The sequence below is a fragment of the Pseudomonas sp. NPDC096925 genome (genome assembly GCF_044762545.1).
GTDB lineage: Bacteria > Pseudomonadota > Gammaproteobacteria > Pseudomonadales > Pseudomonadaceae > Aquipseudomonas.
Window position 1 is genome coordinate 266263 of record NZ_JBIWEM010000002.1, and the last position, 25062, is coordinate 291324.

Genomic DNA, 25062 nt, shown 5'->3' on the forward strand with positions numbered 1-25062 from the left:
AATGACCGACGCCCTGCGCCTGATCCTCGAAGATGAAGACGGCACCCAGCTGGAAACTTCCTGCACCCGCTTTGCCGTGGTCTGGCAGGGCAAGGAAGTGTGGATTCAGCAGGATGGCCGTGGCCAGCTGCTGATCGGCGTGGATGTCGAGGAAGACGACACCGAGTACGCCAACCTGCTGTTGCGTCCGATGGCCACCAACCTGGTCAGCCTGCAGCTGGAAATGGAGCCGGCTGAAGTCGCTGAAGACGACGATCACGTCCATGGCCCTGACTGCGGCCACCACCACTAAGGAAGTCCCTATGCTCGCCCTTGGCAAATTGCTTGAGCTGACCCTCACCGATCACGAACCGGCCGAGAAGACCCAAGTGACACCCAAGGGCGCGCGTTTGCGCTGGCTGGGGGAGGGCGCGCTCGAAGTGCGCCCGGCCGAAAACGAGGATTGCGGGCTGGACTTGCTGTTGTCCGCCGGCATCCATGGCAACGAAACGGCACCGATCGAATTGCTCGAGCGGCTGCTGCATGGCGTGGCCAACGGCAAGATCCTACCCAAGGCGCGGGTGCTGTTCCTGTTCGGCAACCCGGCTGCGATCCGTAAGGGCGAGCGCTTCATCGAGCAGGACATCAACCGCCTGTTCAACGGGCGCCACGAGCTGTCCAGTGGCCTCGAGGCATTGCGTGCCGCCGAGCTGGAACAGTTCGCCCGGGTGTTCTTCAGCAAGCCGGGGCGCAGCCGCCTGCATTACGACCTGCATACTGCCATCCGAGGCTCGAAGATCGAGCAGTTCGCCTTGTACCCCTATAAAGAGGGGCGCAAGCACTCCCGTCGCGAGCTGGCACGCCTGGCGGCGGCGGGCATGGAGGCGGTGTTGTTGCAAAGCAAGTCTTCCATTACCTTCAGCGCCTTCACCTACGAGCAGCTCGAGGCCGAAGCCTTCACCCTGGAGCTGGGCAAGGCTCGACCGTTCGGCCAGAACGAGCTGGTCAACCTCGACAAGCTGGAAGCGCGGCTGATCCACATCATCGAAGACACCGAGCCGCAGGGCGAAAGCTCGCTGGATGGCCTGCAACTGTTCAGTGTCTCCCGCGAGATCATCAAGCACAGCGACAGCTTCCACCTGCACTTGCCGGCGGACATCGAGAATTTCTCCGAGCTGAGCAAGGGTTACCTGCTGGCCGAAGACCTGGCCGAAACACGCTGGGTGGTCGAGGAGGAAGGGGCACGCATCATCTTCCCCAACCCCAAGGTCAAGAATGGCCTCAGGGCGGGGATTCTGATCGTGCCCGACTCCGGTCAGCGACTAGGCTGAGCTTGCCGCAATGGCCGGGGCTTACGCCTGTGTGCGCAGCTCCAGTTGTAGCGCCTGCCGTAGCCCGTTTTCAGTGAAGTCGGGTGGATTGGTGTTCAGGGCGGTGCTGGTGTCGAATGTGAACTTGCAATCGGTAGGCAAGCCGATGCTCTGTAGCAGCAGGTTGTCCACCGGGTAAACGCCGTTTTTTCCTTGAACCTCTGTCTGGCCTGGAAAGACGGTTCCTGACACCGAGTTCCAGCCTTGGCACAGGCAGCGGTACAGGTCGAGTAGTGGCAGTTGCGCAGCGGTCGACCAGCCTGGGTTGTAGGCCAGGGTGCCACCGCTGTAACCCCAGCTGCTCTGGCTTTCATCGATGATGAAGTGGCCTTCGTCTTCATCCTCTTCATGATCGCTGGGTGTATAGGCGGTGAACTGGTGCCTGGAAGCTTCGATCACGCTGATCGGGTTCCCGGACTGCCCGGCTTTTTCATCCAGGCCCGCCAGCAGCGCCTGGCCGCAGGGGAGTTTGCGCAGTAGCTCCAGTGCGTCCTGAACCGCTTGCCGGAAATGGTCGCTACCTGTCACTCGGATGCCGACGTTGCCCAGGGACTGGTGTTCGGCCGCGACAGGTCTGGCCAGTTGCGCATCGTTTTCGGTATTGCGGTAGAGCTCTACCCTGGAAGATTCACGGCCAAGCAAGCGGTGCCCCGTAACGTTGACAACCGCGTTGCCTTTGTCGATGAGCACCGGGCCGCTACCCGCCACAATCTGGTGCGTGCCGGTGTGGGCATCGATGTGGACGATACCTGCGCCTGTCTCGATTTTGTTGCCGCTCCCTATCATGTCGATCAGCACCGTCTTCTTCACCTCCGGGGCGATGACAAGGTGGTGATTGCCATCCGTGAGGCGAATGGCAATGGCTTGAGCGGTATGCGCGGCGACCATGAATACTGCATCGTTGATGGTCACTTCCAGCAGGCATTCGCCAGGGGCGATACGTACCCGCTTTTTTTGCTCTTCCGGGCGCAGCACGCGCGGGGCCACGTTGAAGACCAGCAGCTCGCTGTTCTGTGTGTTGCGGTGATAGCGCCGCCCCAATGGATAGGTGCGCTCCAGGGTGATTCGCACATTGGTGTCAGCCTGGATGTACTTGACCTCGGTCTGCTGCTGAGGGTTCTTTTCATTGTCGAAAGCGGTCTGGGCGTAACCAGGTCGGCGAGCGTCGATGTAGTAGATCGGGTTCGGATTGGCCAGGATGGCCTTGTGGGGCAGCGGGTGTGGGTCCGAGTGGAGTTTGGACAGATCTGGCTCAGGCATCGTGTGCTCCGGAATCAGGGATGGGGGAGCATCCTCCCATCGCGCCCGGGGGCTCAGGTGTTGTTTATGTATAGCCTGCCTAACCCGTCAGGCTCGCTTTGCGGTGTTGGTCATGTCCATGAACGCCTTTTCATCCGCCGATTGCTGTTCTGGTGTACAAACACGCTGTATCTCCTGTTCAGGCTAGCTATAATGGCGCCCTTTGCCGTCGTTTCGTCGATTCGACGTATTAGCCCAAACGGCCGCCGTTTCCGTGGAAGAACCTATGAAAAGCGCAGAAATCCGTGAAGCCTTCCTTCGCTTCTTCGAAGAGCAGGGACATACCCGAGTCGCCTCCAGTTCGCTGATCCCGAACAACGACCCGACCCTGCTGTTCACCAACGCCGGCATGAACCAGTTCAAGGACTGCTTCCTCGGTGCGGAGAAGCGTGCCTACACCCGTGCCGTCAGCAGCCAGAAGTGCGTGCGCGCCGGTGGCAAGCACAACGACCTGGAAAACGTCGGTTACACCGCGCGTCACCACACCTTCTTCGAAATGCTGGGCAACTTCAGCTTCGGCGACTATTTCAAGCGCGACGCCATTACTTTCGCCTGGACCTTCCTGACTTCGGAAAAATGGCTGAACCTGCCCAAGGAAAAGCTCTGGGTCACCGTCTACGCCACTGACGACGAAGCCTACGATATCTGGACCAAGGAAGTCGGCGTGCCGGCCGAGCGCATGGTGCGCATCGGCGACAACAAGGGCGCCCCATACGCCTCCGACAACTTCTGGACCATGGGCGACACCGGCCCGTGCGGCCCATGCACCGAGATCTTCTACGACCACGGCCCGGACATCTGGGGCGGCCCACCCGGCTCGCCGGAAGAAGACGGCGATCGCTACATCGAGATCTGGAACAACGTCTTCATGCAGTTCAACCGCACCGCCGACGGCGTGCTGCACCCGCTGCCAGCGCCGTCGGTGGACACCGGCATGGGCCTGGAGCGCGTCAGCGCCGTGCTGCAGCACGTGCACTCGAACTACGAGATCGACCTGTTCCAGAACCTGCTGGCGGCCGCGGCCAAGGCCATCGGTTGCAGCAATGACGGCCAGGCCTCGCTGAAAGTGGTCGCCGACCACATCCGTTCGTGCGGCTTCCTGATTGCCGACGGCGTGCTTCCGTCCAACGAAGGCCGTGGCTACGTGCTGCGCCGCATCATTCGCCGTGCCTGCCGCCACGGTAACAAGCTGGGCGCCAAAGGCAGCTTCTTCTACCAGATCGTTGCCGCGCTGGTTGCTGAAATGGGCGAGGCCTTCCCGGAACTGAACAGCCAGCAGGCGCACATCGAGCGCGTGCTCAAGGCTGAAGAAGAACAGTTCGCCAAGACCCTGGAGCAGGGCCTGCGCATCCTCGAGCAGGACCTGGCCCAGCTCAAGGGCGAGGTAGTGCCGGGCGACGTGGTGTTCAAGCTGTACGACACCTACGGTTTCCCGATGGACCTGACCGCCGACATCGCCCGCGAGCGCGAGCTGACCATCGACGAGGCCGGCTTCGAACGCGAGATGGACGCCCAGCGTGAGCGTGCCCGTTCTGCCAGCGCCTTCGGCATGGACTACAACAGCCTGGTCAAGGTCGACAGCGCCACCGAGTTCCTCGGCTACGATGCCACTGAAGGCCAGGGCAAGATCATCGCCCTGTACAAGGACGGCCAGGCCGTCGACCAGCTGGGCGAAGGCGAGCAAGGCGTGGTCGTGCTCGACCGCACGCCGTTCTACGCCGAATCCGGTGGCCAGGTGGGTGACACCGGCTTCCTGCAGGCCGGTGCTGCGCGCTTCGACGTGCGCGACACCACCAAGACCGGCGGTGCCTTCCTGCACCACGGCGTGGTTGCCAGCGGTGCGCTGGTGATCGGTTCGCCAGTCGTGGCCAAGGTCGATGCCGACGTGCAGCACGCCACCTCGCTGAACCACTCCGCCACCCACCTGCTGCACGAAGCGCTGCGCCAGGTACTGGGCGAGCACGTACAGCAGAAAGGCTCGCTGGTCGACAGCCAGCGCCTGCGTTTCGACTTCAGCCACTTCGAGGCGGTGAAACCAGAGCAGATCAAGGCCCTGGAAGACATCGTCAACCGCGAAGTGCGCAAGAACACTGCGGTGGAAACCGAACTGACCGACATCGAAACCGCCAAGGCCAAGGGTGCCATGGCGCTGTTCGGCGAGAAGTACGGCGACACCGTGCGTGTGCTGAGCATGGGCGGCGATTTCTCGGTGGAGCTGTGCGGCGGTATCCACGCCAAGCGCACCGGTGACATCAGCCTGTTCAAGATCATCAGCGAAGGCGGCGTGGCTTCTGGCGTGCGCCGTATCGAAGCGGTCACCGGCGCTGCTGCGCTGGCCTACCTGAACGCTGCCGAAGAGCAGGTCAAGGAAGCCGCACAGCTGGTGAAGGGTAACCGCGACAACCTGATCGACAAGCTGTCGGCTGTGCTCGAGCGCAACCGCCAGCTGGAGAAGCAGCTGGAACAGCTGCAGGCCAAGGCCGCCAGCGCCGCCGGGGACGATCTCTCCAACGCGGCCGTTGAGGTCAAAGGCGCCAAGGTGCTCGCCGCCCGCCTGGATGGGCAGGACGGCAAGGCCCTGCTGGCGCTGGTCGATCAGCTGAAGAACAAGCTCGGCCATGCAGTGATCCTGCTGGGCAGCGAGCATGAGGGCAAGGTCGTGCTGGTGGCCGGTGTGACCAAGGACCTCTCCAGCCAACTCAAGGCTGGCGATCTGATGAAACAAGCCGCTGCGGCGGTGGGTGGCAAGGGCGGTGGCCGTCCGGACATGGCCCAGGGTGGTGGCGTCGACGTCGCTGCACTGGACCAGGCCCTGGCGCTGGCCGTGCCATTCGCAGAGCAGGGACTTTGAGATGAGGGGGCCGGCGGTCTAGTGGCCTGTACGGCGAATCCTGGCACTCGAATTTGGGTGCAAGAATTAGCCACACAGGCCACTCCTGCCGGCCTCTTCATGTTGGATTGTTTTTTGGGGCCCTGTATGGGCTGAGGCACCATTGAAATGGCGTTGATCGTACAGAAATTTGGCGGCACCTCTGTCGGTTCCATCGAGCGGATCGAGCAGGTAGCCGATAAGGTCAAGAAACACCGTGAGGCGGGCGACGACCTGGTGGTTGTGTTGTCGGCCATGAGCGGTGAAACCAATCGCCTGATCGACCTGGCCAAGCAGATCACCGATCAGCCGGTTCCGCGTGAACTGGACGTGATCGTGTCGACCGGTGAGCAGGTCACCATTGCCTTGCTGACCATGGCCTTGATCAAGCGTGGTGTGCCAGCGGTGTCCTACACCGGCAACCAGGTGCGCATTCTCACCGACAGCGCGCACAACAAGGCGCGCATCCTGCAGATCGACGACCAGAAGATTCGTGCCGACCTCAAGGAAGGCCGCGTGGTCGTGGTGGCGGGCTTCCAGGGCGTCGACGAGCACGGCAGCATCACCACCCTGGGCCGTGGCGGCTCCGACACCACGGGCGTGGCCCTGGCGGCTGCGCTGAAGGCTGACGAGTGCCAGATCTACACCGACGTCGATGGCGTCTACACCACCGACCCGCGCGTTGTGCCACAGGCCCAGCGCCTGGAGAAGATCACCTTCGAAGAGATGCTGGAAATGGCCAGCCTCGGTTCCAAGGTGCTGCAGATCCGTTCGGTGGAGTTCGCCGGCAAGTACAACGTTCCGCTGCGCGTGCTGCACAGCTTCAAGGAGGGTCCGGGTACCCTCATTACCATTGATGAAGAGGAATCCATGGAACAGCCGATCATTTCCGGTATCGCCTTCAACCGTGATGAAGCCAAGCTGACCATTCGCGGCGTGCCGGACACCCCGGGCGTGGCCTTCAAGATCCTCGGCCCGATCAGCGCCTCGAACATCGAGGTCGACATGATCGTGCAGAACGTTGCCCACGATAACACCACCGACTTCACCTTCACCGTACACCGCAACGAGTACGAGAAGGCGCAGAGCGTGCTGGAAAACACTGCCCGCGAAATCGGTGCCCGTGAAGTGATCGGCGACACCAAGATCGCCAAGGTTTCGATCGTCGGCGTCGGCATGCGTTCGCACGCCGGTGTTGCCAGCCGCATGTTCGAAGCCCTGGCCAAGGAGAGCATCAACATCCAGATGATCTCCACCTCCGAGATCAAGGTTTCGGTCGTGATCGAAGAGAAGTACCTGGAGCTGGCCGTACGCGCGCTGCACACCGCGTTCGAGCTCGACGCTCCGGCACGACAGAGCGAGTAATACGCTGCCTGGAAGGGCGCGGCTTGCCGCGCCCTTCGCGTTTCTGCTCGCCACGCAGGCCTGTCCTGCCCTGTGTGGCGATCAACCGGGCCCTGGTCGTCGTCCACGACCAGGCCGCGACACCCAAGACTGTTACCCCTGAATGTTTTGCGTAAGGAGAAAGCTATGTTGATTCTGACTCGTCGGTGCGCCGAGAGCCTGATCATTGGAGACGGCGAGATCACCGTGACGGTGCTCGGCGTCAAAGGCAACCAGGTGCGTATTGGCGTCAGTGCCCCGAAAGAAGTGGCTGTGCACCGCGAAGAAATCTACCTGCGGATCAAGAAAGAGAAGGACGAGGAGCCAAGCCTTTAATTTTTTTGAAGTTTTTTTCAAAAAAAGGGTTGCAAACGAGGAAGAGCCTGTTTAATATTCGCCTCGTGTTGCGGTGAGGTGGCCGAGTGGCCGAAGGCGCTCCCCTGCTAAGGGAGTATACCTCATAAGGGTATCGGGGGTTCGAATCCCCCCTTCACCGCCATTATTCGCTTAGGGCGCTGTAAACAGTAAGAACGCTAAGTAGTTGATTTTAAACGAAAAAGTTCTTGCAAAAATGTTTCAGCGACCTATAATGCGCGGCAAGACACGGACTCATAGCTCAGCTGGATAGAGTACTCGGCTACGAACCGAGCGGTCGGAGGTTCGAATCCTCCTGAGTCCGCCACTTTTGAAGTGGCTTTGCTTGCAAGGCTGCTTCAAACAACCAGTGGTAACCTGGTCTAAAACTACCATCGCGGACTCATAGCTCAGCTGGATAGAGTACTCGGCTACGAACCGAGCGGTCGCAGGTTCGAATCCTGCTGAGTCCGCCACTTTTTGAAGTGGCTCTGCTTGCAAAGGCGCTTCAACCAACCAGTGGTAACCTGGTCTAAAACTACCACCACGGACTCATAGCTCAGCTGGATAGAGTACTCGGCTACGAACCGAGCGGTCGGAGGTTCGAATCCTCCTGAGTCCGCCACACCCAATCAAGAAGCCCGCTCAATTGAGCGGGCTTTTTGTTTTTCTGCGCCAATGAATTGTTGGTGATGTCGATCTAAGCTCTTCTGTAGATTGAGCATGTGCCTTTGGGGGCTGCAAAGCAGCCCCAAGATCGATCAGGCACCGCATACACTTCCAGGCACACAACAAATGTAACTTGACCGCCAGACCCGCCGTCGCACTGATAGCTTCGAGCGTTGTCCCAGCTTTATCACGCAAACGATTGTTCTGGCCAAAATTTTAAGCGATCTGACAGCTCTAGCAGTGTATGATTGCGCCCGTCAGCCCCGCCGGGGCTTGTGGAAAACCACCATGGACTTACCCAGTAGTTACTCGCTAACAAGATTCATACAGAAAGATCTGACCGATTGATTCTCCCGGCGTGCTCCGCTGCTGGGAGTGGAGTTCGCCTATGACTGAAGTAGAAGTAAAAAAAGCGCAGGAAAGCCTGCAGGACCGCCTGGCCCAGGTGGTCGAACTGCTGCAACGCCAGCGCGTGGTCGAAGACCTGACCCACCGTCAGGAGGGCGCCCACAACGACCTGGTGGAAAACCTGGTCCACCGCCAGAACCTCGTCGAGCTGCAGCGCAAACTCGATGACCTGCACCCCGCCGACATCGCCTACATCCTCGAAGCCTTGCCCCTGGAAGACCGCCTGACGGTCTGGCAGCTGGTGCGCTCGGATCGCGACGGCGACATCCTGCTGGAAGTGTCCGACGCCGTGCGGCAATCGCTGATCGCCGACATGGACGATCACGAGCTGCTCGCCGCCGCCAAGGAAATGGACGCCGACGAGCTGGCCGACCTGGCGCCTGAGCTGCCGCGTGACGTTGTTCACGAGCTGATGGAAACCCTCGATGCCCAGCAACGCGAGCGCGTGCGTTCGGCGCTGAGCTACGACGAGGAGCAGGTCGGTGCGCTGATGGACTTCGAGATGGTCACCATCCGCGAAGACGTCAGCCTGGAAGTGGTGTTGCGCTACCTGCGCCGCCTGAAAGAGCTGCCGAACCACACCGACAAACTGTTCGTGGTTGACTATGACGGCATCCTCAAGGGCGTATTGCCGATCAAGCGCCTGCTGGTCAACGACCCGGAGAAGAAGGTGGCGGAGGTCATGGCGACCGACCCGGTCTCCTTCCACCCCGAGGAAGATGCCTATGATGCGGCGCAGGCCTTCGAGCGTTATGACCTGGTGTCAGCGCCGGTTGTGGACAAGAACGAACGCCTGATCGGCCGCTTGACCATCGACGAAATGGTCGACCTGATTCGTGAAGAAAGCGAAAGCGAAGTGCTGAACATGGCCGGTTTGCGCGAGGAGGAAGATATCTTCGCCTCGGTCTGGCGTTCGCTGCGCAACCGCTGGGCCTGGCTGGCCATCAACCTGATTACCGCTTTCGTTGCGTCGCGAGTGATCGGCCTGTTCGAAGGTTCGATCGAGAAGCTGGTGGCCCTGGCTGCGTTGATGCCGATCGTGGCGGGTATTGGTGGCAACTCCGGCAACCAGACCATCACCATGATCGTGCGTGCCATGGCGCTGGACCAGGTGTCGCCGGGCAACACCAGCCGCCTGATGCGCAAGGAGCTGGCGGTATCGCTGCTCAACGGCCTGATCTGGGGTGGGGTGATCGGTGCGGTGGCATTCTGGCTGTATGGCAGCTGGTCGTTGGGCCTGGTGATGACCGCGGCGATGACCTTGAACCTGCTGTTGGCAGCCTTGATGGGGGTGTTGATCCCGATGACGCTGACTCGTCTGGGGCGCGACCCGGCGATGGGGTCGAGTGTGATGATTACTGCCGTTACCGACAGCGGTGGCTTCTTCATCTTCCTCGGCCTGGCCACACTGTTCCTGCTGTAACCGATTAACTTCCAGACGCTGATGAGGTCTCTGTGGGAGCGGCCTTGTGTCGGAAAGGGCTGCGAAGCAGCCCCGGAAATTTGAGCGGCGCTGCTGAAATCGTGGGGCCGCTCTGCGGCCCTTTCGCGACACAAGGCCGCTCCCACGGAGATAGTGATCCCACAGCCGTGGTGAGCCCACAAAAAAGCCAGCTTACGCTGGCTTTTTCATGTTCGCTGCAAACCTCAGGAGGCGTCGGCGGCCATTTCCACATCGTGAGCGATGAGGGCAACCAGCGCGTTCTGCTGGCGGTGGGACAGTTGGCGGAAGCGTTGCAGCAACTCGCGTTCATGCAGGGACAGTTCGGGGCTGTCCAGACGCATGCTCAGCTCGTCACCCAACGCACCTTCCTGGATGAGGCTCTGTTCCAGGCGCGCGATGATCTCGGAGTTCATGCTGCGGTGATGGTTGCGCGCTACCTCGGCAATGCGCTCACGCATTCCGTCTGGCAGGCGGACGACGAACTTGTCAGCGGTGCGGCTCGAATAAATAGCCTGTTTCATTGGGCGCATATAAATTGACCGGATTTTGGTTCAGGGGAAGCGGTTCTCAAATTGGCCGCACGGGGTGGTAGTACGACCGTGACGACGACAAAATGTTCAACCGTCGGTGAAAAATGGATGCTCATCTTGCCTCATGGTCGCCGTTTCCTTGGCGTCAATTCTGTGACAAATAGTGAGCCGGATAAAGGCTTTATGCCAGTACCAATTATCAGAAATGAGTACTGGTTTGAAAAGTTTTACATGCGCCGGCTTGCCAAACTGTCAGACTTTTGCCGTCAAAAACTGGTAAAACGCAGCAAAAGGCTTGGAAAACCCCTAGAATGCGCCGGTTTCCCTTTCATAGAGCATAGTGGCTATGCAACATGACGCAAGCGACCGCCAAACAGGGACAGGCCGGTTAATATTTCTTATAGGACCGTCGGGGTCAGGGAAAGATTCCCTGATCGACGCTTCACGTGAGCGACTGGCCGCCGCCGGGGTGGAAGTCGCCCGTCGCGTTATTACCCGTTCGGCCGAAGCCAAGGGCGAAGCCGCCCATGGGGTCACGCCCGAGCAGTTCGAAACACTGCGCGCGCAGGGGGCGTTCGCCATGCATTGGCGTGCCAATGGCCTGGATTACGGTATTCCGCAACAGGTGGACCAGTGGTTGGCGGCGGGCAGGGCGGTACTGGTGAATGGTTCGCGGGCGTACCTGGCCGAGGCGCGCCAGCGTTACCCGAACCTGTTGGCAGTGCTGGTCGAGGTCAGGGCCGAGGTGCTGCGCGAGCGCTTGCTGGCCCGCGGCCGGGAAAGCGCAGAGGAAGTCGAGCAGCGCCTGGCACGTAATGACCGTTTGCAGGCGCTGGCCGATCCGTCGGTGCATGTGCTGGACAACTCCACCACCCTGGAAGCAGCGGTCGCGGCATTGTTCACGCTGCTGCGTGATGAAGGTGTGTTGCCGCAGGTGTAGCATTGGCAGAAAAGGATTACGCGAAAAAGCCCGGTTGAGGCATGACAAATGCCAGCATGCTGGTTAACATGCTGGCCGTCCCGCTGTGCAGCGCTCGCTGTCGGCACTTGCGTCTCAGTAGCTCAATTGGATAGAGCATCCCCCTCCTAAGGGGAAGGTTGCAGGTTCAATTCCTGCCTGGGACGCCATTTCTCATCGCGTTTTCCTAGCCCCCCAAGTGCTTCAAAGCCCACAGCGCTCCCATGCCCACGATCAGCGTCAGCATCGTGCTGCGCGTACGCCACGCTACCAGCGCGGCCAGTATCGCTGCGGGTATCTGCGGGTTCATCCAGTCGAACCCCGCCAGCCGGTCAGGGAACACCACGGCCGGCAGTACCAATGCCGCCAGTACGCTGGCCGGCACATACGCCAGGGCACGGCGAAACAGTGGGGGGATGCGCAGCACCGTGTGCAGCTCGATGAACGACAGGCGGATGGCGAAGGTGCCCAGGCCGATCAGCATGAAGGTTATCCACTGGGTCGTTTCGCTCATGATGCTTCCTGCTCGGTGTTGGCTTCAGGCCCGGTTTGCTGTTTTTGCCAGCTTTCGATGGCCAGCCCGGCAATGATGCCGCCCAGCGCGCCGGTCAGCAGGCCCAGGTTGTAGGGCAGATTGGCTGCCAGTACCGCCAGCACGCCCCCGGTAAGCGCCGCACCGAGGGTGGCAGCATTACGAATACCAGGTATCAGCAATGCCAGGAACGACAACGGGATGGCGAAGCCCAGCGACCAGTCTTCAGGAATGCTCGCGCCCAGGTACATGCCCGCCAACACCGAGAGGTTCCAGCCGAAGAACATGGTGATTGCCGTACCGGCATAGTAGGGGTAGGCATACTGCCCCAGCCCACCCGAGCCCATCTTCAGTGTGCACAGGGCAAAGGACTGGTCTGACAGCATGTACGCCATGGGCCATTTGCGGTGACGTGGCAGCTGGCCCAGGTGCGGCGCAAGGCTGGCGCTGTACATCAGAAAGCGCAGGTTGATCACCAGCGCGGTGACCACCATGGTCACCGGCAGGGCGGCGCTTTGCATCAACTGCATCACCACCATCTGCGCCGAACCGGAGTAGAACAGCAGGGTCATGCCGATGGCATCGGCCGGCGACAGGCCCATGCCGATCGCCGTGACCCCGGTGATCAGGCCGAAGGGCACGATGCCGGAGGTCAACGGCAGGGCGCTGTGGGCCCCCTGCCTGAACGCTTGGGTCCCGCTTGGATACGGCATTTGAGTTCCTTGAATGTACAGACGGTGCAACGGCGCTACCCCCACGTTAATGCGTGTGAAAGTTGGACACAACGCTGCCAGGTGGCCGCTGTGGAAGAGGCGTCGTTGCAGTTGGCTTGAGCGCCCTCAAGCCCTGTGCAGTATCTGTGGGAGATGGCCCAGCCCTTTGGGCTGCGCTGTCGCGTAGATAACTGAAATTGCAGGCAATCCGCGTACCCTGTGGGAGCGGCTAAAGCCGCTCCCACAACGCCCCTGCCATTCAATGAGTCATGTGCAGTTCAATGAGCGGGCGTGCCCGCGAACACCGGCGAAGCCGGTGCCATTCATCGCGGCGTCAGGCTTGAACTGTGCGCGCTGCCAGGTCCTGCTCATCCTCGGCGGTTTCCCGCGGGGCGGCCTGGGCGTTGATCTTCGCCTGAGTCTTTATCTCCACGTCTTCCTGCATGCGTTGGGCAAGCTGCTGGTCGATCTTTTTCCTCTGTTCGGGCGGCAAGGCGTTGTACTCGTCCTCGGTCAGGCCCAACTCACGCAACAGCTTCTCCTTGATCAACTCGCCCGGCGTCTTTTCCATGTAGTCGTGAAAGGCCTGGCGGGCGCTGCTGGTTTCTGTGGTCGCCACGTTACCCTGCTGGCTGGCGGCTGCCTCGGGGTTCTGCAGCTGTACCTTGAGCTTGGCAAAGGCTTCCTCGCGGGCGTCCTCGGCATCCTGCTGCGCAGTATTGCCCTGGCTGTTCTGTTGCGCCGTGGCATTGCCGGCGGCCACCGGCGGGCGGAACTGCGGTACATCGGCCAGGGTTTGCTCGTTGCTGGTGCGTTGTTGCTGATGCACTGTGGCCTGCCAGCCGAGGCCGGTGATGGCAATCGTCATGGGGTCCTCCTTGGAAAGGTGATTGGCAGGGTGGCGTGGCAAATGCCATGCCAGTCGTCAACACCGCGAAAACAGGGCGGTGGGGTATTCCGATGGCACCACGCTGGGCATATGCTTGCCCGTCAGAGGCATGACCTTGCCGCCTGCGGCAATGACCACCACTGTCGGCAGCCCCTTGATCGGAGCGCAGTTGCTGGGCATCAGGGAGAGCATCCATGAGTCAGGAAACCCGGCCGGTACCCGCCGGCTTCAGTGAGCAGCAGTTGCATACGCTGTTCGATTTGATCAGCGATGGTATCTGGGACTGGAATGCCAATACCGGCTACGTCTATCGCAACCCGGGCTGGTACGCCATGCTCGGCTACCCCAGCCACTCCATGGCCAACTCGGTGCTCACCTGGGAAAGCGTGATCCACCCGGAGGACTACCCGCGGGTAATGGCGCATTTCGAGGCGTACATCAATCAGCGCAATGAGCACTACCTGATCGAATACCGCTGTCGTTGCCACGATGGCAGCTACCTGTGGATCGAGGACAGCGGCTACATCATTGCCCATAACGAGGACGGCTCGGTGGCGCGCATGCTCGGTGCCCACCGCAATATCGACGCCAACAAGCGCCTGGTGGCGCAGCTGGAACAGAGAAACCAGTCCCTGGAAAGCCAGGTGGCCGAGCGCACCCGCGAGCTGTCCTGGGTGAACCAGCAGTTGCAGCGGCAACTGGACGAAAACCGCGAGCTGGCCGAGCGCGATGCGTTGACCCGCACTGCCAACCGCTATCGGTTGGAGAAGGCGCTGCAGCTGGAGTGCGAGCGTGCCCAGCGCTTCCGCCAGCCGTTGTCGCTGATAGCCATGGACCTGGACGACTTCAAACCGATCAACGACCGCTATGGCCATGCCCGTGGCGATGCGGCGCTGGTACGGGTGGTCGACAACCTGCATACCTGCCTGCGTGAGCTGGACCTGTTGGCGCGCTGGGGTGGTGACGAGTTCATCATCGTACTGCCGCAGACCTCGCTGGGTGAGGCGCTGGAGGTGGCAGCGCGCTTGCGCCAGGCGATGGCGCAGGTGGAGCCGGTGGGCGACTGCCGGTTGACCATGAGCTATGGCGTGGTGCAATGGGAGGAAGGGGAGGACCGGCATGCGCTGCTGGCGCGTGCCGACAAGGCGCTGTACCGGGCCAAGGGGAACGGCAAGAACGCGATAGCCCAATAGATCGCGATCATTGTGGGAGCGGGCGCGCCCGCGAACACCGTGTTGGGGGCTTCGCGGGCATGCCCGCTCCCACAGAGACCGCGGTGGTTTCAGGTTTTGTGTTGGACCGCCGTAAGGGCTGAATGAAAAAAGACCCGCGGCGCCTTGGGCGCAGCGGGCCAAATCGGCCTCGGCCGCTTCAGTGTCAGATATGCAGGGCGTGCCCAAGGGCGCGCAGTGCTGCTTCCTGTACCGCTTCACCCAGTGTCGGGTGGGCATGGATGGTGCCGGCCACATCCTCCAGGCAGGCGCCCATCTCCAGCGACTGGGCAAACGCCGTCGACAACTCGGAAACCGCTACGCCAACCGCCTGCCAACCCAGGATCAGGTGGTTGTCACGGCGCGCCACCACTCGCACGAAACCGCTTTTCGATTCCAGGCTCATGGCCCGGCCATTGGCGGCGAACGGGAACTGCGCGACGATGCAGTCCAGCCCTTGCTGGCTGGCTTGCTCCGGGGTCTTGCCGACCACTACCACTTCCGGGTCGGTGAAACACACCGCGGCAATTGCGCTGGGTTCGAAACGGCGTGCCTTGCCGGCGATGATCTCCGCGACCATTTCGCCCTGGGCCATGGCCCGGTGCGCCAGCATCGGTTCACCGGCCACGTCGCCGATGGCCCAGACGTTGCGCATGCTGGTCTGGCAGCGCTCGTCGATGGCGACGGCAGCGCCGTTCATCTTCAGGTCCAGGCACTCCAGGTTGAAACCTTGTGTGCGCGGCCGGCGGCCCACGGCCACCAGTACCTGGTCGGCTTCCAGGCGCAGTTGCCCGCCCTGGCCATCACGGGCCAGCAGGTAGCCGCCTTCGTAACCCTCGACGCTATGGCCCAGGTGCAGGGCGATACCCAGCTTCTTCAGCGATTCGGCCACCGGGGCGGTCAGCTCGCTGTCGTAGGTCGGCAGGATGCGCTCGCGCGCTTCCACCACGCTGACCCGCGCACCCAGCTTGCGGTAGGCGATGCCCAGCTCCAGGCCGATATAGCCGCCGCCCACCACCACCAGGTGCTGCGGCAGGGCTTTCGGCGCCAGGGCTTCGGTCGAGGAAATGATCGGCCCGCCCAGGGGCAGCATCGGCAGTTCGACACTGCTGGAGCCAGTGGCCAGCAACAGGTGCTCGCACTGGATACGCTGGCCATCGACCTCGACCTGCTTGCCGTCGAGCACCTTCGCCCAGCCATGGATCACCTTGACCCCGTGCTTTTTCAGCAGGGCGGCAACGCCAGTGGTCAGGCGGTCGACGATGCCGTCCTTCCAGGCCACGCTCTGGCCGATGTCCAGGCGCGGCGAAGCGACGCTGATGCCCAGCTCCGACGGCCCGGCAAAGCGCGAGGTCTGGTGAAACTGCTCGGCCACGTGGATCAGCGCCTTGGACGGGATGCAGCCGATGTTCAGGCAGGTGCCGCCCAGTGCCTGGCCTTCCACCAGCACGGTGGGGATGCCCAGTTGCCCGGCGCGGATGGCAGCCACGTAGCCGCCAGGGCCGCCGCCGATGATCAACAGGGTAGTCTGGATAGTCTGTTGCATGCTCACTCCACGAACAGGCAGGCGGGTTGTTCGAGCAGGCCGCGCACGGCCTGGATGAACAGCGCGGCGTCCATGCCATCGACCACGCGGTGGTCGAACGAGCTGGACAGGTTCATCATCTTGCGCACCACGATCTGGCCGTCGATCACCACAGGCCGCTCGACCATGCGGTTGACGCCGACGATCGCCACTTCCGGGGTGTTGACCACCGGCGTGCTGACGATACCGCCCAGGGCACCCAGGCTGGTCAGGGTGATGGTCGAACCGGACAGCTCATCGCGGCTGGCCTTGTTGTTGCGGGCAGCGTTGGCCAGGCGGGCGATTTCGCCAGCATTGCTCCACAGGCTGCCTGCTTCGGCATGGCGCAGCACCGGCACCATCAGGCCGTTGTCACCTTGGGTGGCGATGCCCACATGCACCGCGCCATGGCGGGTGATGACCTGGGCTTCGTCGTCATAGGTGGCGTTGATCTGCGGGAAGTCGCGTAGCGCCACGACCAGGGCGCGCACCAGGAACGGCAGCAGGGTCAGCTTGCCGCGGCTGTCGCCGTGCTTGCTGTTGAGTTGCTGGCGCAGGGCCTCCAGCGCGGTGACGTCGATTTCTTCCACATAGCTGAAGTGCGCGACCCGGCGCTTGGCGTCCTGCATGCGCTGGGCGATCTTGCGGCGCAGGCCGATCACCGGCACCTGCTCGCTGTCGGTGCGCTTGGCATAGCCACTCGATGCTTGCCCGCCAGCGCTCTGCGGCTTGCTCATGAAGGCGTCGAGGTCTTCGTGGAGGATACGCCCGGCCGGGCCGCTACCATGCACGTAACGCAGTTCGATACCGGCATCCAGGGCGCGTTTGCGAACCGCCGGCGAGGCCAGCGGTTTGTCGCCCGGCTGGCGCGGCACGATCGGGGCTGCCTCGTGATTGACAGGCGCCTGGCACGCAGCCGGTCTGGCTTCCTTCTGCGGCTCTGGCTTGGTGGCCGCCGGGGCGGCAGGGGCTTCCACCTGCTTGGCTTGCGGCACATCCACGTGGTTGCCGCTGCCTTCCACTTCGATACGGATCAGCTCGCTGCCGACCGCCATCACTTCACCCGGCTGGCCACCCAGGGCCAGCACCTTGCCGCTGACCGGCGAAGGGATTTCCACGGTGGCCTTGTCGGTCATGACATCGGCCACCACCTGGTCTTCGGCGATCATGTCGCCGACCTTGACGAACCACTCGACCAACTCGACCTGCGCGATGCCTTCGCCAATGTCCGGCATCTTGATGACGTGCGTGCCCATTCAGACCTCCATGACCTTTTTCAATGCCGCACCTACCCGCGAAGGCCCTGGGAAGTAAGCCCATTCCTGTGCGTGAGGGTAGGGGGTGTCCCAGCCGGTGACGCGCTCGATCGGCGCCTCCAGGTGGTGGAAGCAGTGTTCCTGCACCAGTGACACCAGTTCGGCGCCGAAGCCGCAGGTACGGGTGGCTTCGTGTACCACCACGCAGCGGCCGGTCTTTTTCACCGACTCGACGATGGTGTCCAGGTCTAGCGGCCATAGGCTGCGCAGGTCGATCACTTCGGCGTCGACACCGGTTTCTTCGGCAGCCACCTGGGCCACGTACACCGTGGTGCCGTAGGTCAGCACGGTGACGTCATTGCCGGGGCGGGTAATGGCTGCCTTGTCCAGCGGCACGCTGTAGTAGCCATCGGGCACGGCGCTTTGCGGGTGCTTCGACCAGGGGGTGACAGGGCGGTCGTGGTGGCCGTCGAACGGGCCGTTGTACAGGCGCTTGGGTTCGAGGAAGATCACCGGGTCATCGCATTCGATCGAGGCGATCAGCAGGCCCTTGGCGTCATACGGGTTGGACGGCATGACAGTGCGCAGGCCGCACACCTGGGTGAACATCGCTTCCGGGCTCTGGCTGTGAGTCTGGCCGCCATAGATCCCGCCGCCGCAGGGCATGCGCAGGGTCAGCGGGGCGATGAATTCGCCGGCCGAACGGTAACGCAGGCGCGCCATCTCGGAAACGATCTGGTCGGAGGCCGGGTAGAAGTAGTCGGCAAACTGGATTTCCACCACCGGGCGCAGGCCGTAGGCCCCCATGCCCACGGCGGTGCCGACGATGCCGCTCTCGGAGATCGGCGCGTCGAACACGCGAGACTTGCCGTACTTGTTCTGCAGGCCTTCGGTGCAGCGGAACACGCCGCCAAAGTAACCGACGTCCTGGCCGTAGATCACCACATTGTCGTCGCGCTCGAGCATGACATCCATGGCCGAGCGCAGGGCCTGGATCATGGTCATGGTAGTGGTGGCCATGGCGGTTTCCGGGTTGATGCTGTTGTTGTGGTCGTTCATCTCAAACCCCCAGTTCCTGGCGTTGACGGCGCAGGTGGTCAGGCATTTCCTTGTACACGTCCTCGAACATCGAGGCGGCACTCGGGATGTGACCGTTGGCCAGGGTGCCGTACTGCTCGGCTTCCTTCTGCGCGGCGATCACCGCGGCTTCGAGCTCGGCAGTGGCGGCCTGGTGTTCTTCTTCGGACCAGTGGCCGATCTTGATCAGGTGCTGCTTCAGGCGGGCGATCGGGTCGCCCAGCGGGAAGTGGCTCCAGTCATCGGCCGGGCGGTACTTGGACGGGTCGTCCGAGGTCGAGTGCGGGCCGGCACGGTAGGTGACCCACTCGATCAGGCATGGGCCCAGGCCGCGACGGGCGCGTTCGGCGGCCCAGCGCGAGGCCGCGTACACAGCGACGAAGTCGTTGCCGTCAACCCGCAGCGAGGCGATGCCGCAACCCACGCCACGGCCGGCGAAGGTGGTCGACTCGCCACCGGCGATGGCCTGGAAGGTGGAGATCGCCCACTGGTTGTTGACCACGTTGAGGATCACCGGAGCGCGGTACACGTGGGCGAAGGTGAGGGCGGTGTGGAAGTCCGACTCGGCGGTGGCGCCGTCGCCGATCCACGCGGAGGCGATCTTGGTATCGCCCTTGATCGCCGAGGCCATGGCCCAGCCGACCGCCTGCACGAACTGGGTCGCCAGGTTGCCGCTGATGGTGAAGAAACCGGCCTCGCGCACCGAATACATGATCGGCAGCTGGCGGCCCTTGAGCGGGTCGCGCTCGTTGGACAGCAGCTGGCAGATCATCTCGACCAGCGACACGTCGCGGGCCATCAGGATGCTTTGCTGGCGGTAGGTGGGGAAGCACATGTCGGTGCGGTTCAGCGCCAGGGCCTGGCCGCTGCCGATGGCTTCTTCACCCAGGCTCTGCATGTAGAAGGACATCTTCTTCTGGCGCTGGGCGACCACCATGCGGCTGTCGAAAATCCGCGTCTTGAGCATGGCGCGCATGCCTTGGCGGAGAACTTGCGGGTCGATGTCTTCGGCCCATGGGCCTTGCGCGTTGCCTTGCTCGTCGAGCACGCGGACCAGGCTGTAGGCCAGGTCGGCGGTGTCGGCAGCATCGACGTCGACAGGGGGCTTGCGGGTTTGACCTGCATCGTTCAGGCGCAGGTAGGAGAAATCGGTCTGGCAGCCTGGCCGGCCGGTAGGCTCGGGCACATGCAAACGCAGGGGGGCGTACTCGTTCATGCTTTTTACGCTCGCTCGGGTATTTGTTTTTGTGAGCTCTGAAGCGGCCGCCGCTGAGTACCGGCTTGTGACTGGTAGGTCAGCGTCCCCTACATCTTAGTGGCCCGGCAGGAGAATTTTTCTCTCAAGTTGATTGCCTTTGCCGAGCGGGGCAGATAAACATTCCGTATAAACACAAAAAACCGGTGATTTTGTCTCATGCGCAAACTCGATCGTACCGATATCGGCATTCTCAACAGCCTGCAGGAAAATGCCCGCATCACCAACGCCGAGCTGGCCCGCTCGGTGAACCTGTCACCCACGCCCTGTTTCAACCGGGTGCGGGCCATGGAAGAACTGGGGGTGATCCGCCAGCAGGTGACTTTGCTGTCGCCCGAGGCGTTGGGGCTGGATGTGAACGTGTTCATCCATGTAAGCCTGGAAAAACAGGTGGAGCAGTCGTTGCACCGCTTCGAGGAAGAAATTGCCGAACGGCCCGAGGTGATGGAGTGCTATTTGATGACCGGCGACCCGGATTACCTGCTGCGGGTGTTGTTGCCGAGCATCCAGGCGCTGGAGCGTTTTCTCGACTACCTGACGCGGTTGCCGGGGGTGGCCAACATACGTTCGAGTTTTGCCCTCAAACAGGTTCGCTACAAGACCGCCTTGCCACTGCCGGCCAATGGCATGACCTTGCGGGAATAGCTGTCTCCTGTGCCGGCCTCTTCGCGGGCTCGCCCGCTCCCACAGCGGTACCACTGCCCTCAAGGCCAGCGCGGTCCCTGTAGGAGCGGGCATGCCCGCGAAGAGAGCCACGCGGTATCGAGAGTGCTGCTTGATATTTTAAACACCCCCAGCCTATGTTGTTGTCAGCCGACCACAACAAGGACAAGCGTCATGAACACCGGGCACCTGCAGGGCATCGATGAAATCGAATGCATCACTCCCGACCTCAACGGCGTCCCGCGCGGCAAGGTGATGACCGCCGAAGGCTTCCGCGAAGGCCGCCGCCTGCAGATGGCCCGGGGTGTGCTGCTGCAATGCATCATGGGCGGCTACCCGCCGGCTAAGTTCTACGGCAGCGACGACGGCGACCTGGCGCTGGTGCCTGACTCCGGCCAGGTCCACCGCCTGCCCTGGAGCGACGACGGCCGTGCCCTGGCGATCTGCGATGCCAACGAACTGGATGGCCGGCCTTCGGCATTGTCCACCCGGGGGCAGCTCAAAGCCGTGATCGCCCGCTATGCGGCGCTGGGCCTGGCGCCAGTGGTGGCGACCGAGTTGGAGTTCTTTGTCTTTGCTCCGAATACCGACCCGCAACAGCCGTTCCAGCCGCCCGTGGGCATCGACGGCCGCCGCGAGCTGGGCCATTCGGCGTTCAGTGTCAGCTCCAACAACGGCCTGCGCCCGTTCTTCAAGGAGGTGTACCGGTGCATGGCCGCGCTCGGCTTGCCGCGCGACACCTTCATGCACGAAATGGGCACCAGCCAGTTCGAGATCAATCTGCTGCACGGCGACCCGTTGCTGCTGGCCGACCAGACCTTGCTGTTCAAGCACCTGCTCAAGGAAGTGGCGCTCAAGCACGGCCTGACCGTGGTGTGCATGGCCAAACCGCTGGCACGCACGCCCGGCAGCTCCATGCACATTCACCAGAGCCTGGTGGAGGTGGGCAGCGGGCGTAATGTGTTCAGCGATGAGCAAGGTTTGCCGACCGAGACCTTCCACCATTTCATTGGCGGCCTGCAGGTGTGCATGGCCGACTTCACTGCGCTGTTCGCGCCCAATGTCAACTCCTACCAGCGGCTGTGCCACCCCTATGCCTCGCCGAACAATGCCTGCTGGTCCGAGGACAACCGTGCCGCAGGCCTGCGCATCCCGGCCAGCGCACCGGTGGCGCGGCGGGTCGAGAACCGCCTGCCCGGCGCCGACGCCAACCCGTACCTGGCCATCGCGGCCAGCCTAGCCGCCGGGCTGCACGGCATCGAGCAGCGCCTGCAGCCGTCGCCGGCCATCCAGGGTGAGTTCGAAGTGCCGGAGCACCTGAGCCTGCCGTGCACCCTGCATGCCGCACTGGAGCGGTTAAAGCGTAGCGCGCTGGCGCGGGAGCTGTTCGGCAGCGAGTTCATCGACGGCTATGTCGCCAGCAAGACCCTGGAGCTGAGTGATTTCTTCGACGAGATCACGCCGTGGGAGCGTCGGGTACTGGCGGCACAGGCCTGATCGCGACACGACCGACACCGGATACGCCCCCGCTGCACCAAATCGCTAGCGGGGGCCTGCGCCGGGCGTTTTTTCCCCTTATGCTTCTAGCACCCCGCCACCTGAACAGGGAGCTTTACGGGACCTATGCGAAATATATGGAAGCCGTTTCAGTCGTTGTATTTCGCCGCGCTGATGATGTTGATCGGCTCGGGCCTGCTCAGTACCTACCTTGCCCTGCGCCTGGCTGCCGACCATGTCGACAGCCTGTGGGTAGGTGCGTTGATGGCAGCCAACTACTTTGGCCTGGCGGTCGGCGGCAAGGTAGGCCACCGGTTGATTGGCCGGGTCGGGCACATACGCGCCTATGCCACCTGCGCCGGTATCGTCGGTGCGGCGGTGCTCGGCCATGGCCTGACCAGCTGGTTGCCGGCCTGGGTCGGGCTGCGGATGATCGTCGGCCTGGGGATGATGTGCCAGTACATGGTCATCGAGAGCTGGCTAAACGAGCAGGCCGATGTGAAGCACCGCGGCGCGGTGTTCAGCGGCTACATGATCGCCTCGTACCTGGGCTTGGTGCTCGGCCAGCTGATTCTGGTGGTGCACCCTCAGCTTGGCCTGGAGCTGCTGATGCTGGTGGCCATGTGTTTCACCCTGTGCCTGGTACCGGTCGCCATGACCCGGCGCATTCACCCGGCGCCGTTGCGCCCGGCACCAATGGAGCCGAAGTTCTTCATCAAGCGCGTGCCGCAGTCGCTCAGCACGGTGCTGGGCTCGGGGCTGATCGTCGGCTCGTTCTATGGCCTGGCGCCGTTGTACGCCGCCGGCCAGGGCATGACTACCGAGCAGGTCGGCCTGTTCATGGGTAGCTGCATTTTTGCCGGCCTGCTGGTGCAGTGGCCGCTGGGCTGGTTGTCCGACCGCTACGACCGGGCAGTGCTGATCCGCAGCGTGGCGGTAGGCCTGGCGCTGGCCTCGGCGCCGCTGGCGATACTGCCCAGCGTGCCGCTGGAGTTGCTGTTCGGCATAGGCTTTGTGATTTCGTTGCTGCAGTTCTGCCTGTACCCGCTGGCGGTGGCGTTTTCCAACGACCATGTGGAAAGCGAGCGACGGGTATCGCTGACCGCTATGCTGCTGGTGACCTACGGCGTAGGCGCGTGCATCGGGCCGCTGGCCGCAGGCGTGCTGATGAAGGTGCTGGGCCCGCAGATGCTGTATGCCTTTTTCGTGTTCTTTGCCCTGGTGCTGGTGTGGCGCATTCGGCCGAAGGCGGTCACCGGGCTGCACCAGGTGCAGGATGCGCCGTTGGGCCACGTGGCCATGCCGGCGGCCGGTTCGCCGTTGTCGGCGGCGCTGGACCCACGGGTGGATGAGCAGACGGTGCAGGACATGATGCAGGCTCCGGTGGCGGCCGAAGATACCGAGGCGGAAGAGAAGGGGGCTGATAAGGCGCCTGAGCCGGAGGGTGAGGTAAGCAAATCGGTGTAAGCCTGTGCCGGCCTCTTCGCGGGTAAACCCGCTCCCACAGGGGGTAACACCAACTCTGGGGGGCAGCGCATTACCTGTGGGAGCGGGTTCACCCGCGAAAGGGCCAGCACAGGAAAAGCACAAATGAAAACGCCACCTTGGCAGGTGGCGTTTTTGCATTCGGCCGACGATCATCGCTCGTTTTTGTCGAACCGCAGCTGTCAGGCGGCGCGGATGTCGCGCAGTTTGAAGCGTATCTTCTTCTTCTGAGCTTCCTTGTTCACGCTCACATAGTTGGCAAATGTAGAACTGACGGTCGCTCTTTTGCCGATTTCACCAGACGGAGAGACGGAGTCGTGCCTGTATGATTCTATCGACATCGCCTGGCCATACCTGTCCAGCAAATGAAACTCCACATTCCCCAAGGTTTTCAAATCGCCGTCCCATTCGCTCAGAGTCCGTATTCGCCAGCGTGGATCCGGGCCACGGGAGTTGGCCGCTGTCACATAATCCACAAGCCTGCCGACGACACCCAGCCCGTAAAGGCCCACCCACCCGGTAGTACTTGTCTGGACCAATGCGCCGGTATAGGCCCAACCCTCTGCAGCGCTGATGTGGTAGGACTTATCCCCGTCATGTTCACCTTGCAGCGTGAACGTAAACCTCATGGGCGAGAATTGGTCATGATTACTCGGGCATAGCCAGCCGTCCAGGCGTGGATTCAGGGTGGAGTCAACGACCCCGATAGTGCCTCGATCGGAACCCAGTTCTGCGGTGAAACTGTTAGCGTTCATGAAGCCTCCTGCTCAAAGGGCACCCGGTAGTGAGTGCGAGCAGGTACGATCGGCGCAGGGCTGTGCTCAAGGCAGCGGGAAGGTTTGCAGCGTGAGGGTAATGCGGTCAAAGGGAATGGGCGTTGCAATGACGCCCATCCACGGCAGGATCAGTAGTCGTCTTTGTCGAACCGCCGCGCTTCACGCTGCAGCTGGTACACAAAGCTCTCGACCTTGCGTTGCGCCTGCCCGGTGAGGTTATGGAAGCGCACGCCGGCAAAGGTGGTATTGATCCGCTCTTCATAGTGCAGGTGGCGCAGCTCGACCATGGTGTCGACCAGGCCCAGCGGGTTGCCCGCCTTGAAACGCTCGTACACCTGGCCCAGTTGCAGGCGATCCTCGACATTGCCTTCGAAGCGCAGTTTGCAGCCGGTGGCGGAGATGTCCAGCAGCTTGCCACGCAGGGCGCCGTTACCCTTGAGGTGGGCGCCATCGAGGATGATATCGACCAGCTGTGACAGCTTCAGCGCGGCGCGGAAGGCGTTGCGGCGCTGGTGGTAGGTCATCTCCTGGGGCATGGCGCCGCGGTAGCAGCGGTGGCCGTCGACTTCACTGATCTTCAGCTCCTGGTTGCAGTCCCAGGCGATGCGTACGCCATCGTGGAAGCCTTCGACGCGGAAGTGTTCGCCGTTCTCGATGAATTTCTCACCGTCGCGCGGGATCATCTCGTCCAGCGCCAGGGTGTTGCTTTCACGGTCCACGTGCACCACGTAGCTCTGGAAACGCTGGCTGCGGTCATGGAAGGTGATGATCAGGGGGTCGTGGCTTTCCTGCAGCTGCCGCAAGTTGGCCGCAATCTCCAAAGGGGTGTTCAGCACCTTTGGCGGCTGCGGGGCATCGGATTCATTGAACACGGCTTATCG

General features: G+C 62.3%; 23 protein-coding genes and 5 tRNA genes. 17 read left to right on the plus strand and 11 right to left on the minus strand.

What is annotated here, in order from left to right; translation table 11 throughout:
- The first annotated feature begins 1 nt into the window (after nucleotide 1).
- On the plus strand, nucleotides 2–292 hold the full coding sequence (locus ACIQYU_RS07165; protein ID WP_063912882.1) for a hypothetical protein: 291 nt from the start codon (nucleotides 2–4) through the stop codon (nucleotides 290–292).
- A 10-nt stretch (nucleotides 293–302) separates the two neighbouring features.
- A complete protein-coding gene (astE, locus tag ACIQYU_RS07170) occupies nucleotides 303–1310 on the plus strand; it encodes a succinylglutamate desuccinylase (protein WP_207830131.1) in 1008 nt (335 codons plus the stop codon).
- Between the two features lie 21 nt (nucleotides 1311–1331).
- Here the strand turns inward: astE and ACIQYU_RS07175 are convergent, their stop codons facing one another.
- The gene (locus tag ACIQYU_RS07175) at nucleotides 1332–2609 is read right to left on the minus strand and encodes a M91 family zinc metallopeptidase (protein WP_267933513.1); all 1278 of its coding nucleotides are present in this window, start codon (nucleotides 2607–2609) and stop codon (nucleotides 1332–1334) included.
- 265 nt (nucleotides 2610–2874) lie between these two features.
- On the opposite strand from ACIQYU_RS07175, the gene alaS reads away from it, so the two are divergent.
- From alaS to mgtE, 8 genes are all read left to right on the plus strand, one after another.
- On the plus strand, nucleotides 2875–5499 hold the full coding sequence (gene alaS / locus ACIQYU_RS07180) for an alanine--tRNA ligase (protein WP_207829579.1): 2625 nt from the start codon (nucleotides 2875–2877) through the stop codon (nucleotides 5497–5499).
- Between the two features lie 147 nt (nucleotides 5500–5646).
- The gene (locus ACIQYU_RS07185; RefSeq protein WP_013973645.1) at nucleotides 5647–6882 is read left to right on the plus strand and encodes an aspartate kinase; all 1236 of its coding nucleotides are present in this window, start codon (nucleotides 5647–5649) and stop codon (nucleotides 6880–6882) included.
- 165 nt (nucleotides 6883–7047) lie between these two features.
- Nucleotides 7048–7236, plus strand: a complete 189-nt coding sequence (gene csrA / locus ACIQYU_RS07190) for a carbon storage regulator CsrA (RefSeq protein WP_003254503.1) — start codon at nucleotides 7048–7050, stop codon at nucleotides 7234–7236.
- 72 nt (nucleotides 7237–7308) lie between these two features.
- Nucleotides 7309–7399, plus strand: a tRNA-Ser gene (locus tag ACIQYU_RS07195).
- 106 nt (nucleotides 7400–7505) lie between these two features.
- Nucleotides 7506–7582: transfer RNA gene (locus ACIQYU_RS07200), tRNA-Arg, on the plus strand.
- A 71-nt stretch (nucleotides 7583–7653) separates the two neighbouring features.
- Nucleotides 7654–7730, plus strand: a tRNA-Arg gene (locus ACIQYU_RS07205).
- A 72-nt stretch (nucleotides 7731–7802) separates the two neighbouring features.
- Nucleotides 7803–7879 (plus strand) — tRNA-Arg (locus ACIQYU_RS07210).
- Between the two features lie 432 nt (nucleotides 7880–8311).
- Nucleotides 8312–9754, plus strand: a complete 1443-nt coding sequence (gene mgtE, locus ACIQYU_RS07215; RefSeq protein WP_025340118.1) for a magnesium transporter — start codon at nucleotides 8312–8314, stop codon at nucleotides 9752–9754.
- 224 nt (nucleotides 9755–9978) lie between these two features.
- Here mgtE and ACIQYU_RS07220 read toward each other — a convergent pair whose 3' ends face one another.
- On the minus strand, nucleotides 9979–10305 hold the full coding sequence (locus tag ACIQYU_RS07220) for an Arc family DNA-binding protein (protein ID WP_003254499.1): 327 nt from the start codon (nucleotides 10303–10305) through the stop codon (nucleotides 9979–9981).
- Nucleotides 10306–10374: 69 nt separating this feature from the next.
- Here ACIQYU_RS07220 and ACIQYU_RS07225 point away from each other — a divergent pair, with 69 nt between their 5' ends.
- The 3 genes from ACIQYU_RS07225 to ACIQYU_RS07235 all read left to right on the plus strand — a co-directional run bounded on the left by ACIQYU_RS07225 (nucleotide 10375) and on the right by ACIQYU_RS07235 (nucleotide 11433).
- Nucleotides 10375–10662 carry a hypothetical protein gene (locus tag ACIQYU_RS07225; protein WP_402798726.1) on the plus strand — a complete coding sequence of 96 codons (288 nt, stop codon included), beginning with the start codon at nucleotides 10375–10377 and terminating at the stop codon, nucleotides 10660–10662.
- Nucleotides 10652–11245 (plus strand): phosphonate metabolism protein/1,5-bisphosphokinase (PRPP-forming) PhnN, encoded by a 594-nt coding sequence (gene phnN, locus ACIQYU_RS07230; protein WP_233687562.1) that lies wholly within the window; start codon nucleotides 10652–10654, stop codon nucleotides 11243–11245. The genes ACIQYU_RS07225 and phnN overlap by 11 nt, the downstream gene beginning before the upstream one ends.
- 111 nt (nucleotides 11246–11356) lie before the next feature.
- Nucleotides 11357–11433: transfer RNA gene (locus ACIQYU_RS07235), tRNA-Arg, on the plus strand.
- A gap of 17 nt (nucleotides 11434–11450) precedes the next feature.
- Here the strand turns inward: ACIQYU_RS07235 and ACIQYU_RS07240 are convergent.
- The 3 genes from ACIQYU_RS07240 to ACIQYU_RS07250 form a co-directional block, all read right to left on the minus strand.
- Entirely contained in the window at nucleotides 11451–11777 is a 327-nt protein-coding gene (locus ACIQYU_RS07240; RefSeq protein WP_233687563.1) for an AzlD domain-containing protein, read from the minus strand.
- Complete coding sequence (locus tag ACIQYU_RS07245; protein WP_207829589.1) at nucleotides 11774–12508, minus strand: AzlC family ABC transporter permease; 735 nt, start codon at nucleotides 12506–12508, stop codon at nucleotides 11774–11776. Before ACIQYU_RS07245 ends, ACIQYU_RS07240 begins: the two co-directional genes overlap by 4 nt.
- A gap of 334 nt (nucleotides 12509–12842) precedes the next feature.
- Entirely contained in the window at nucleotides 12843–13376 is a 534-nt protein-coding gene (locus ACIQYU_RS07250; RefSeq protein ID WP_063912875.1) for a hypothetical protein, read from the minus strand.
- 215 nt (nucleotides 13377–13591) lie between these two features.
- On the opposite strand from ACIQYU_RS07250, the gene ACIQYU_RS07255 reads away from it, so the two are divergent.
- The gene (locus tag ACIQYU_RS07255; protein ID WP_233687566.1) at nucleotides 13592–14590 is read left to right on the plus strand and encodes a diguanylate cyclase; all 999 of its coding nucleotides are present in this window, start codon (nucleotides 13592–13594) and stop codon (nucleotides 14588–14590) included.
- A gap of 184 nt (nucleotides 14591–14774) precedes the next feature.
- On the opposite strand, the gene lpdA is transcribed toward ACIQYU_RS07255, so the two are convergent.
- Genes lpdA through ACIQYU_RS07275 form a run of 4 tightly spaced genes read right to left on the minus strand, consistent with a single transcriptional unit; the run spans nucleotide 14775 to nucleotide 19721 of the window.
- Entirely contained in the window at nucleotides 14775–16154 is a 1380-nt protein-coding gene (gene lpdA, locus ACIQYU_RS07260) for a dihydrolipoyl dehydrogenase (RefSeq protein WP_063912873.1), read from the minus strand.
- Between the two features lie 2 nt (nucleotides 16155–16156).
- Complete coding sequence (locus tag ACIQYU_RS07265; RefSeq protein WP_063912872.1) at nucleotides 16157–17428, minus strand: dihydrolipoamide acetyltransferase family protein; 1272 nt, start codon at nucleotides 17426–17428, stop codon at nucleotides 16157–16159.
- Nucleotides 17429–18487, minus strand: a complete 1059-nt coding sequence (locus ACIQYU_RS07270) for an alpha-ketoacid dehydrogenase subunit beta (RefSeq protein ID WP_013973637.1) — start codon at nucleotides 18485–18487, stop codon at nucleotides 17429–17431. It lies immediately after the preceding gene.
- Between the two features lies 1 nt (nucleotide 18488).
- The gene (locus ACIQYU_RS07275) at nucleotides 18489–19721 is read right to left on the minus strand and encodes a 3-methyl-2-oxobutanoate dehydrogenase (2-methylpropanoyl-transferring) subunit alpha (RefSeq protein ID WP_207829602.1); all 1233 of its coding nucleotides are present in this window, start codon (nucleotides 19719–19721) and stop codon (nucleotides 18489–18491) included.
- Between the two features lie 198 nt (nucleotides 19722–19919).
- Between ACIQYU_RS07275 and bkdR the strand changes: the two genes are divergently transcribed.
- From bkdR to ACIQYU_RS07290, 3 genes are all read left to right on the plus strand, one after another.
- Nucleotides 19920–20405, plus strand: a complete 486-nt coding sequence (bkdR, locus tag ACIQYU_RS07280) for a Bkd operon transcriptional regulator BkdR (RefSeq protein ID WP_012273540.1) — start codon at nucleotides 19920–19922, stop codon at nucleotides 20403–20405.
- 273 nt (nucleotides 20406–20678) lie between these two features.
- Nucleotides 20679–21920 carry a glutamine synthetase family protein gene (locus ACIQYU_RS07285; protein ID WP_233693796.1) on the plus strand — a complete coding sequence of 414 codons (1242 nt, stop codon included), beginning with the start codon at nucleotides 20679–20681 and terminating at the stop codon, nucleotides 21918–21920.
- A 126-nt stretch (nucleotides 21921–22046) separates the two neighbouring features.
- Nucleotides 22047–23387: an MFS transporter gene (locus ACIQYU_RS07290; protein WP_063912867.1), complete on the plus strand. Its 1341-nt coding sequence runs from the start codon at nucleotides 22047–22049 to the stop codon at nucleotides 23385–23387.
- Nucleotides 23388–23587: 200 nt separating this feature from the next.
- On the opposite strand, the gene ACIQYU_RS07295 is transcribed toward ACIQYU_RS07290, so the two are convergent.
- Together ACIQYU_RS07295 and ACIQYU_RS07300 are read right to left on the minus strand one after the other, a co-directional pair.
- Entirely contained in the window at nucleotides 23588–24160 is a 573-nt protein-coding gene (locus ACIQYU_RS07295) for a hypothetical protein (RefSeq protein ID WP_207829605.1), read from the minus strand.
- Nucleotides 24161–24309: 149 nt separating this feature from the next.
- Nucleotides 24310–25053, minus strand: a complete 744-nt coding sequence (locus tag ACIQYU_RS07300) for a flagellar brake protein (RefSeq protein WP_207829625.1) — start codon at nucleotides 25051–25053, stop codon at nucleotides 24310–24312.
- Between the last annotated feature and the right edge of the window lie 9 nt (nucleotides 25054–25062).